The following is an 11,141-nucleotide window of genomic DNA, read 5'->3' on the forward strand; positions in this document are numbered from 1 at the left end:
GCGACCATGGCCTCCCGCAAGCGCACCGAGCCCGTCCAAGATGATCTCTTCAATCCCGAAGTCGAACTGCTGCTGCCTGCTCGGCTTGCGATAGAGGGCAAGGCCCTGGGAAGCCCTATACGCCAATTGGCGGCTCCGCCGCAGCGCGTACGGTGCCGTCTGCGTCCCTTTTCAATCCGCCGTGTGACTGGTCATGAAACCACGCTGCCGTCTGGCGAGATACTGAAGATCATCAACGCGAAGACCGCTACGTCGCTGGAGGCGGAGCTCATTCTTCTGGTCCCCGGCGCGAGTGAGCCGGCGCAGATCGTAGAAGCACTCGACGCCGGCGAAGGCCGGTGGATGGCCCCGTTGCCCATCCGCATCGACACGTTGAGTCGCCAAGCGCGGGTCGAACGGCTGGCCGCGGTTTCGGCATCTTGGTCGGGCGCCTTTCATCTCCGCGAGGGACGAGCAGCCGAAAACGAGCGGCCAGCCCAGCTCGGTCTGCGACGTCCTCAAATCGGCGCACTGCACGCGGCTTTGGCCCATGCGACGCGATCGATCGATCCGGCCACCATCGTCATGCCGACGGGCACCGGCAAGACGGAAACCATGCTCGCGCTCAACGTCCACCAGCGCTTCGAGAGGCTACTGGTCGTAGTGCCGACGGACGCCCTTCGAGAGCAGATCGCGGGCAAGTTCGAGACCTTCGGCGTGCTGAGGCAACAGCAATGCCTGGAAGACAAGGCAGCATTTCCCATGGTGATGCGCCTTTCGCACATTCCGACGACGGTAACTGAGGTGGATGAGATCTTCGACAGCGCCAATGTCATCGTCACAACGATGCAGGTCGCCGGCCGCGCCGAAGCAGCGGTCCAGGAGCGGATGGCAGCTCGTGCCTCGGCGCTGTTTATCGACGAAGCTCATCACATCGGCGCGCCGACATGGGCGCGCTTTCGGGGCCTCTTCGCCGATCGCGAGCCGCCGCTCCCGATCGTCCAGTTCACCGCCACACCATTCCGTGAGGACGGCCGGCGCGTCGACGGCGAGTTCATCTACACCTATCCGCTCAAGAAGGCGCAGGCCGAAGGCTATTTTAAGCCGATTCGCTTCGAGGCTGTCTTCGGGCTCGATCAGGCAGACGCCGATCTCGCGATCGCGGAGAAGCTCGGCGAGGTCCTCCAGGGTGATCTGGAAGCCGGCCTCAACCATCTCGCCATGGCGCGCTGCCAGACTATCGATCGCGCCAGAGCCCTCCACCAGCTTTACAGCGAAATGTACCCGGAACTACGTCCGGTCATCGTCCATAGCCAGCAGTCGATCCGTGAACGCCGTGCAAACCTTGCCGCTCTGCGGCGCTTCGAGAGCCGGATCATCGTCTGCGTGGACATGCTCGGCGAAGGTTTCGATCTGCCGGAACTGAAGATCGCCGCCCTGCACGATCCGCACAAGAGCATCGCTGTCACCATCCAGTTTGTCGGCCGCTTCACCCGCCAGGATCCACGCCTCGGCGACGCCACNGTCATCGCCAACACCGGCATTGACGACATTGATCGTTCACTGGCCAAGCTCTATGCGGAGGATGCCGACTGGAACGCGCTGGTCGAGGCACTCAGCACCGCGAAGATCGACCGGCAGGTTCGCCGTGCCGAGATGTTCAAGGGCTTTGTCGGCGACTTGAGCGACATTCCGCTGCAGACGCTCGAACCGAAGATGAACGCCGTCGTCTATCGCACCAATTGCGATGGTTGGGAGCCTTTGCGGGCCGAGGACTTGTATAGTCCCGGCGTCTATCTCGGCATGAAGGTCAACCCACACCAGCGTGTCGCCATCTTCGTCACCCGGTCCGAAGAGCAGGCCGGCTGGACCACGGCCCAGCACGCGACCAATGTCACCTGGGACCTGCACATGATGCATTGGGATCCCGATAGTCAGCTCCTNTATATCAGCAGCTCGATCAAGGGACCGTATGACCGATTGGCCAAGGCGGTCTGCGGTGAGGCANCGCGCCGGGTCGAGGGCGAGGAGGTCTTCCGCAGCCTGCATGGGTTCAATCGCCTGATCCTGCGCAATCTTGGCCTGACGCACCATCAGGGACGCGGTGTCCGCTACTCCATGTATATGGGTGTCGATGTCGCCGACGGACTCGACACNGCGAAGTCCCAGTCGCGCATCAAGAACAACGTGTTCGCNACCGGTTTCCTCGACGGNGTTCCCGCCTCTCGTGGCTGTTCGGCCAAAGGCAAGTTCTGGTCGATTTCGCGGGTTCGCGATCTGACTGACTGGGTCGAATGGTGCGCGGACATCGGCAAGGCCGTCAACGATCCGGGGATCACCACCGATGGCGTCTTCAAGAGCGCGATGCGGCCTCGCCAGATCAGCGAACGCCCGCAGGTGCCGCCGGTCGCGATCCACTGGCCGGAATCGCTGCTGACGCAAATCGAGGACCGGATCGAAATCAGTTTCGGCGACGAACCCGTAGCCTTCGCCGAATGCGACATCGAGCTGCTGGATCATGAACGCACGGGTCCATTGCGCTTCGCGGTGCGCAGCGACACCCATATCGCCGAATTCGAAATCGTATTTGCCGAAGGTGGCGCCCGCTATCCGCAGCGCTCTGGTCCGAAAACAACCATCAAGGTCAGCGGCAAGGTGAAACCGCTGTCGGAATCCTTCGGCGAGGATTCCCCACAGATCGATTTTGGGGATGGCTCACTGCTGATCTACAGCCACCTCTATGCTTTGCCTGAAGGCGTCGTGGTTGAACCCTATCCCATCGACCGCATCGAGGCCTGGGATTGGTCGAAGACCAATATCCGCGCCGAAGCGCAGGGACCTGAAAAGCGGGTCGACTCCGTGCAGCGGCGCGTCATCGAGACATTGCTCGCAGAAGGCGACGCCTATGACCTCATCTTCGACGATGACGGCGCCGGTGAGATCGCGGACGTCGTCACGCTTCGAGTGACTGAAGGTCTCGTGCAGGTGACGCTTCACCATTGCAAATATTCCAGTTCCGACACGCCTGGCGCGCGGGTGAAGGATCTCTACGAAGTGTGCGGGCAAGCCCAGAAATCCGCCCGCTGGCGCGATCGTCCCAATCGAATGTTCATTCATATGCTGAAGCGGGAGAAGTTGCGCCTCGAGAAGGGCCAGACTTCCCGCTTCGAACAGGGAACGGCCGCCTTCCTCAAGAAGCTGAAAGCGGGCTGGCAGGACTATCGCTACGAATTCGATGTGCGCATCGTTCAGCCTGGTCTATCGCGCGCCGCGGTCACCGAAGAGGGACTGCATCTGCTGGCCAGCGTGGAGACCTATCTCCTTGAGACACGCGCCATGCGGCTGAAGGTAATCGCAAGCAGCTGACCATTCGAAGAAGTTGGAGGGGAAAGCCTTCCCCTGCGTCCGAGCCTATAGTCTCGGCCGACCCCTTCGAGCGGGGGGTTCTCCCGCAACGCCCCCTTTGAGAGTGAGAGTGCGGACGGGTTTGCCGTGACGGGATGAGGACCGGAGGAGAGGCCTCCGGCGCCCGTCGCGGAGACCCGCGATGTCCAGACACAACCGCAAATCCGGCGCCCGGCGCGACCGGACCAATCTCTATTCCGAAATCACCGACAAGATCATCGCCGAACTGGAGGCCGGCCATGTGCCCTGGGTCCAGCCTTGGGGAACGGCGGCGGCGAAGGCGCCCCTTGGCCTCCCGAAGAACGCCTCCACTGATCGTCAATATTCGGGCATCAACGTCCTGCTGCTCTGGGGCGCCGTGATCGAACGCGGCTTTTCCGGCCAGAGCTGGCTGACCTTCCGCCAGGCGCTATCGATGGGCGGCAATGTCCGCAAGGGTGAACGCGGCACCACCGTCGTCTACGCCGACCGCTTCGTGCCAGAGGACGAGAAGCGCCGGGCGCGCGAGACCGGCGAGGACGCCCAGGCGATCCCGTTCCTGAAGCGCTTCACCGTCTTCAACACCGACCAGTGCGAGAACCTGCCCGAAGATCTCGCGACCGCCGCACCGCCGGTGCCGACGGGTCTGATCGAACCGCGTGTCGAGGCACTGATCGCCGCCACCGGCATCGACTTTCGCATCGGCGGCAACCGGGCATTCTACGTGCCCGCCCATGACTATGTGCAGGTGCCGCCGCCGCAGGCCTATTTCGAACCCATCAATTGGCACCGCACCGCGCTGCACGAGATGGGCCACGCGACAGGCCATCCCTCGCGTCTGGGGCGGGATTTCTCGGGCTCGTTCGGCACGAAGAAATACGCGTTCGAAGAGCTCATCGCCGAGATCAACGCGGCCTTCTGCTGCGCCTCGCTCGGCATCGCGCCGACCGTCCGGCATGCCGACTATATCGGCTCTTGGCTCGAGGTGCTGCGCGAGGACAATCGCGCCATCGTCCGCGCTGCTAGCCAAGCAGGCAAGGCCGCAGACTGGCTTCTCGCCTTCGCGCCAGAAGATGCGAAATCAATCAATGGGATTCCCGAGGCGCTGACGATATGATTCAATGGCAACTACACCACCGCCGCGCACCCGCTTGTTCGACCAATGTAAAGCCAACAACAATGACCACATATGCTCCCAAGCGAACGACCGGCCCCGGGCAGACCATCCAACTCAACCAACTCGAGATCCACTACGAGGAATACGGAACCGGACAACCGCTTGTTCTATTGCACGGGTTCGGCGGATGCAGCCAGAATTGGCATCCCTTCATCGACCAACTCTCCGAGCGCTATCGCTTGATCCTCGTCGATCTGCGCGGCCATGGTTACTCCACCAATCCAGATAACAGGTTCACACATCGGGACGCGGCCGAGGACGTGTTCCTCCTGCTCGACGAACTTGGAATTGAATCCTTTTCGGCAATGGGCATCAGTTCTGGCGGAATGACGCTCCTGCACATGGCGACGAGCAAGCCTGATCGCATCGACTCGATGGTGCTTATCAGCACGACTACACATTTTCCGGACCAGGCCAGGGCAATAATGCGCCGCGCTTCGATTGGCACTCTGCCTCGTGACGTTCAGGAAATGTATCGCGAGTGCGCCAAGCGCGGCGACGAACAGATTCGCCAACTCCTCTCTCAATTCAACGCGCTGGCCGAAAATGATGATGATATGAATTTCACGAAAGAGAGCTTGTCGATCATCACAGCGCGCACGCTCATCGTGCACGGTGATCGCGACAACTTCTTCCCGGTTGAAATTCCGCTCAACCTCTATCGTTCGATACCGAATTCCGAGTTGTGGATTATCCCGGGCAGCGACCACTCTGCCATTTTCGATGCCGCGACCCCCTTCGCCTCTACGGCGTTGCGGTTTCTTGATAGGCCGCACTGAATACCGAAGCTCATCTTCGATCCACTGATCACCCTGTTGAACACTGGTTTGACCAATGATGGTGGGCCAGCTCGCGCGCCGAGCTAGGCGAGGATCGGTTGGTCCCGCCGAAAACCCACTGCAAGAAACGGGCACGCAACTGGATCCCGGCCAGAGTCATCGGAAAACTCGGCGGTTCCGGCATTCGCGAGAAGGAGAGTGAGAGGGCTGCGCCCTGTTTCCGTGACGGGTTTCAAGCCGAGAGAGAGGCTCTCGGCGCCCGTCGCGGAGTAAATCACCATGGCGACAGCAGCCAAGAAGATCACCCTCAGCGCCTCGCGCGACATTCCCTTCAACAAGCTCGTTCTCTCCCAGTCCAACGTCCGGCGCATCAAGTCCGGCGTCTCGATCGAGGAGCTGGCCGAGGACATTGCCCGCCGCGGCCTTCTGCAGAATCTCAACGTCCGCCCGGTCGTGGACGGCGACGGCAAGGAGACCGGTATGTTCGAGGTTCCAGCCGGCGGCCGCCGCTTCCGGGCACTCGAACTTCTGGCCAAGAAGAGGCGGTTGGCCCGGACCGCGCCGGTCCCCTGCAATGTGCGCGAAGCCGACAGCGACATCTCGGCCGAGGAAGATTCCCTGGCCGAAAACGTCCAGCGTGCAGCGCTGCATCCTCTCGACCAGTTCCGCGCCTTCCAGACATTCAGGGACCAGGGCATGAGAGAGGAAGACATCGCCGCGCGCTTCTTCGTCTCGGTCAACACCGTCAAGCAGCGCCTCAAGCTCGCTTCGGTGTCGGAGAAACTCCTCGATCTCTATGCCGAGGACGCCATGACGCTCGATCAGCTCATGGCCTTCACGGTTTCCACCGACCATGCCCGACAGGAACAGGTCTGGGAGGCCATCGAGCATAGCTGGTCGAAGGAACCCTATCAGATCCGTCGCATGCTCACCGAGAATACAGTGCGGGCCTCGGATCGGCGCGTCCGCTTTGTCACCATCGACGCCTATGAAGAGGCCGGCGGCACTGTCCTGCGCGATCTGTTCCAGGACGATGACGGCGGCTGGATCGAGAATGTTGCCTTGCTCGAACGGCTGGTCGGCAAGAAACTCACCGCCGAGGCGGAGATCATCGCCGAGGAAGGCTGGAAATGGATCTCGGTCGCGGCCGATTTCCCCTATGGCCACACCAACGGCTTGCGGGCGCTTACCGGCACACCGGTCGATCTGACCGACGAGGAACGGGCCGCGCGCGAAGCGCTGCGCGAGGAGTTCGACCGCCTCGAAGCCGAATATGCCGAGGCCGACGAATTACCCGACGAAGTGGATGAACGGCTCGGCGAGATCGAGGTGGTGCTCGACGCCTTCGAGGATCGCCCGAAGCAATACGATCCTGCCGAGATCGGCCGCGCCGGTTCGTTCGTCAGCATCCGGCACGATGGCCAGCTTTCCGCCGAGCGCGGCTATGTCCGTCCCGAGGATGAAGTGCCCGAGGGCGACGATGACGCGGGAAGCGAAAGCGATGCGGCAACCGGTTCCGGCGCCGTGCAACGCACCGTCATTTCCGTGGGTGGTGAACCCGAGCCGCAGGACGACGAGGACGATGCGATCAAGCCGCTGCCCGAGCGGCTGGTGATCGAACTGACGGCGCATCGCTCCCTGGCGCTGCGTGATGCGCTGGCCGACAACCCCTCCGTCGCCATGACCGCGCTGATCCACAAGCTGGTACGTGACGCCTTCCAGCATGTCTCGTCACCGGGATGCCTGGAGGCATCGGTTCGGCAGGTCTATTTCCCGGTGCAGGGCGATGACCTGAAAGACAGCGCGGCCGCCAAGACCGTCGATGACCGGCATGAGGCCTGGAAGGCAGATTTGCCCCTCGAAGACGACGAGGCGCTCTGGGCCAAGATCGACGGTCTCGACGATGCGAGCCGCATGGCGCTCCTCGCCCATTGCGTCTCCTTCGGCGTCAACGCGCTCTATGAAAAGGCCAATCCCTATGGCGCGGGGCCGACCGCGGGTGGCGTTCGGCAGCGCATCCACGAGGCGGACCGGCTCGCCCGTGCCGTCGGGCTCGACATGGTGGAAACCGGATGGCGGCCGACGGTCGACAATTATTTCGGCCGGGTGACCAAGCCCCGCATCCTCGAAGCGGTGCGCGAAGCCAAGGGCGAGGAAACCGCGCAGCTCATCGACCATCTGAAGAAGCCGGACATGGCGAAGGAGGCCGAACGGCTGCTCGCCGACAGCGGCTGGTTGCCCGAACCGCTGCGCCTGCCCGTCATCGACGACGGCACCACCTCGGATGCACAGGGCGACGACGCCGAAGCCCTGCCAGCCTTCCTCTCCGACGAAGACGAAGGTGAGGAAGACCCTGTCGACGCGCCGCAAACCGTACCCGCCGAATAGCACTCTGCGGGGCGGCCCAGGCCGCCCCGCATCTCCCACCATCAGTCTCATCTCGGCCCGGTCACCGCACCGGGCCGTTTCATTTCAGGAGCCCGACATGGCTGACTATTTCACGCACTTCTCTTGCGTCCTCGACGTCGGAACACCCGAGAACGCGGCGCGCGCGCTCGATCTCTACAACCGCCTGTCCGAAGAAAACGGATCGGAAGACCCGCCATCGGAAGGCTTCGATCTTTCGATCGTGCCCGAGCACGGCGGCACCTGTCTTTGGATGCGCGATGATGGCACCGGTGATCCGGAACACGCTATCCAGTTCGTCAAACGATGCGCCGCAGCGTTCGCACTGACCGGCCGGTGGGGCTTTCAGTACGCCAATACTTGTTCGCGGCCCCGTGTCGATGCGTTCGGTGGCGGCGCCCATGTCCTCGACCTTACCACCGGCGAGACCGTGGCGTGGACCTATACCGGCGAATGGCTCGNCGANACGNTNNNGGGAGGCCNGNCATGAGCATTCCCGANCATGCCCGCGCCAATTTCCAGACGCTGNTGCGNGCCGCCGCCGACGGCAATCTCGCCCTGCTCGAATGCGCCGACGCCGAGACCGGNGCGGNGCGCTATGTGATNTGCGCGGTNGGCCGGGATGNCGGCGAGTTCCTCTTCACGCCNTTNGGNCATCTNGCCGACGGNAATCCCTACGAGGCCTATCGGCCGCCCGAGCCATGAGAGGGAGAGGGTTGCCGGGACGGGTATGAGCCGGTGCGGTCCAGAGAGAGCGCTGCCCGGCTTGCCCCGTTCCTGCTCTCCCGAGGTTCTCCCCCATGACAGAGATCNTTCCCGNGGCGGCGCTNNCCCGCGCCGCCCNTCAACTCCTTCCGCTTCTCGAACAAGNNCANCGCATCGACGCGCCCGCGCTCCGNATCGNGATGGACGCCGCCTTCGGCGGCTCCGATACCGATGGCGCCTGGGACTGGAAGACCGCCTATGACGTCTGCGAAGGCGCCGNCGTCCTGTTNNTNCGCAAATACGGAAANGCGCTTCTGCGCAAAGCCGGATCTCCGGCGGNCGCGTTGCCATTGCTCACCAGGATCGCAGGCCTTCAGCCCTCGCANACCCGCCGCTCAGAAGAGAGCGAAGCCTTCCAGCAATTCTCGACNCCGATCCCCCTGGGCTTCGCCGCGGCGACCGCCGCNGCGATCACCNNGGANGACATCGTGCTGGAACCNTCNGCCGGCACCGGNCTGCTCGCCATTCTNGCCGANATCGCNGGGGGNNNGCTNCATCTCAACGAACTGGCCGAGACGCGCGGCGCGTTTCTCTCNTCCCTCTTTCCGGCTCTTTCGGTCACACGNTTCGATGCNGCCCAGATCGACGACTATCTGGACNCCANTGCTGTTCCCACCGTCGTGCTGATGAACCCGCCATTCTCGGTGATGGCAAATGTCTCCGGACGCATGGCAGATGCCGCCTATCGTCATGTTGCCTCGGCGCTGGCGCGCCTGGCGCCCGGTGGACGCCTCGTTGCCATCACCGGCGCCAGTTTCGCACCCGAGACCCCGAGATGGCGGGACGCATTCATGCGCCTGCAGGAGCATGGGCGCGTCGTCTTCACGGCTGCGATCGACGGTGCGGTCTATGCGCGCCATGGCACCACCATCGACACACGGCTGACGGTGATCGACAAGATCGCGGCCGACGATCCCACCGCCTTTCCGGCATCGCTGGGCGTCGCGCCTGATGTCGCGACGCTGCTTGGCTGGATCGAGGCGGACATGCCGCCCCGCGCACCGGTCTCCTTGCCGACGATCTCCGGACAGCAGGTCACCCCGTCGCGTTCGACCTCAGCCGTACCGCGCCATAACGGTGGCATCAGCACTGCATCTTCCATTGCCGCCCCGACCGGCGAAGAACTCTCCTACGAGACAGTCGATTGGACCCCGCCGCAAGGCGGGCATCTCACCGATGCGATCTATGAGGAATACGCGCTTCAGTCGATCCGTATTCCCGGCTCTCAGGCGCATCCGACCAGGCTCGTCCAGTCCGCCGCCATGGCCTCTGTCGCGCCGCCGAAACCGGACTATCGCCCGCATCTGCCAGCGGAACTCGTAGCCGATGGCACTCTCTCCGACGCCCAGCTCGAAAGCGTGATCTATGCCGGCGAAGCCCATGCCCAGCATCTCGCCGGCGCCTGGATCGTCGATGAGACCTGCGATGTCGTCACCGCCGCGGCGGAGGATGCCGACGACGCTGTCCGCTTTCGGCGTGGCTGGTTCCTCGGCGACGGCACCGGCGCGGGCAAGGGCCGCCAGGTCGGCGGCATCCTGCTCGACAACTGGCTCAAAGGTCGCCGCCGCGCCGTCTGGGTATCCAAATCCGACAAGCTACTCGAGGACGCACAGCGCGACTGGTCGGCGCTCGGACAAGAGCGGTTACTGGTCACACCGCTGTCGCGGTTTCGCCAGGGCACGCCCATCCGTCTGCCGCAGGGCATCCTATTCACCACCTATGCCACGCTGCGCTCCGACGAGCGCGGATCCAAGGTTTCGCGGGTCCGGCAGATCGTCGATTGGTTGGGGGAAGATTTCGATGGAGTGATCATTTTCGACGAAAGCCACGCCATGCAGAACGCCGCCGGATCGAAGGGCGAACGCGGCGACCAGGCCGCCTCGCAGCAGGGCCGCGCCGGGCTGCGCCTGCAGCACGCGCTCCCCGATGCGCGTGTCGTCTATGTCTCGGCGACCGGCGCCACCACGGTCCACAATCTCGCCTATGCCCAGCGGCTCGGTCTCTGGGGCGGCGAGGATTTCCCCTTCGCCACCCGTGCCGAATTCGTCGAGGCGATCGAGGATGGCGGGGTCGCCGCCATGGAGGTGCTGGCCCGCGACCTGAAGGCGCTCGGCCTCTACCAGGCTCGTTCTCTATCCTATGAAGGGGTCGAATACGAGTTGGTCGAGCACCAGCTCACCGACGAGCAGCGGCGCATCTACGACGCCTATGCCGGCGCCTTCGCGATCATTCACAACAATCTCGACGCCGCCATGCAGGCGACCAACGTCACCGGCAGCGAAGGCACTCTGAACCGGCAAGCCAAGTCCGCCGCACGGTCCGCCTTCGAGAGCGCCAAGCAGCGCTTCTTCAACCACCTCATCACGGCGATGAAGACGCCGTCGCTGATCCGCGCCATCGACGCCGATCTCGAAGCCGGCCATGCCGCCGTCATCCAGATCGTCTCGACCGGGGAAGCCCTGATGGAACGTCGGCTCGCCGAGATTCCGACCGAGGACTGGAACGACGTCCAGGTCGACATCACCCCGCGCGAATATGTATTATCCGGAGCTCCGGATAACACATAATATGCCGCGTCGGCGTTATGCTGAGTTCGGGGTTTCAATCTGTTGTTCTTCTGATTCATTTTCGGTTTTCCGCTTTGGATAATC

The 11,141-nt window shown here is 63.3% G+C and carries 6 protein-coding genes and 1 pseudogene; all 7 read left to right on the forward strand.

Annotated features, from left to right (window positions below):
- The first annotated feature begins 6 nt into the window (after nt 1–6).
- Entirely contained in the window at nt 7–3,345 is a 3,339-nt protein-coding gene (locus CMI59_RS00155) for a DEAD/DEAH box helicase family protein (RefSeq protein ID WP_293323069.1), read from the forward strand.
- Between the two features lie 181 nt (nt 3,346–3,526).
- The gene (locus CMI59_RS00160) at nt 3,527–4,480 is read left to right on the forward strand and encodes a zincin-like metallopeptidase domain-containing protein (RefSeq protein ID WP_293323071.1); all 954 of its coding nucleotides are present in this window, start codon (nt 3,527–3,529) and stop codon (nt 4,478–4,480) included.
- 62 nt (nt 4,481–4,542) lie between these two features.
- Nucleotides 4,543–5,319, forward strand: coding sequence for an alpha/beta hydrolase (locus tag CMI59_RS00165; RefSeq protein WP_293323073.1), 777 nt, complete (start codon nt 4,543–4,545; stop codon nt 5,317–5,319).
- Between the two features lie 279 nt (nt 5,320–5,598).
- Nucleotides 5,599–7,707: a ParB/RepB/Spo0J family partition protein gene (locus CMI59_RS00170; RefSeq protein ID WP_293323075.1), complete on the forward strand. Its 2,109-nt coding sequence runs from the start codon at nt 5,599–5,601 to the stop codon at nt 7,705–7,707.
- A gap of 97 nt (nt 7,708–7,804) precedes the next feature.
- On the forward strand, nt 7,805–8,215 hold the full coding sequence (locus tag CMI59_RS00175) for a hypothetical protein (protein ID WP_293323077.1): 411 nt from the start codon (nt 7,805–7,807) through the stop codon (nt 8,213–8,215).
- A complete protein-coding gene (locus CMI59_RS00180) occupies nt 8,212–8,430 on the forward strand; it encodes a DUF6117 family protein (protein ID WP_293323079.1) in 219 nt (72 codons plus the stop codon). Before CMI59_RS00175 ends, CMI59_RS00180 begins: the two co-directional genes overlap by 4 nt.
- Nucleotides 8,431–8,525: 95 nt before the next feature.
- A pseudogene (locus CMI59_RS00185) lies at nt 8,526–11,033 on the forward strand (strawberry notch family protein); the annotation flags it as partial.
- Between the last annotated feature and the right edge of the window lie 108 nt (nt 11,034–11,141).

The organism is Parvibaculum sp., from assembly GCF_002684405.1.
Classification (GTDB): Bacteria; Pseudomonadota; Alphaproteobacteria; order Parvibaculales; family Parvibaculaceae; genus Parvibaculum.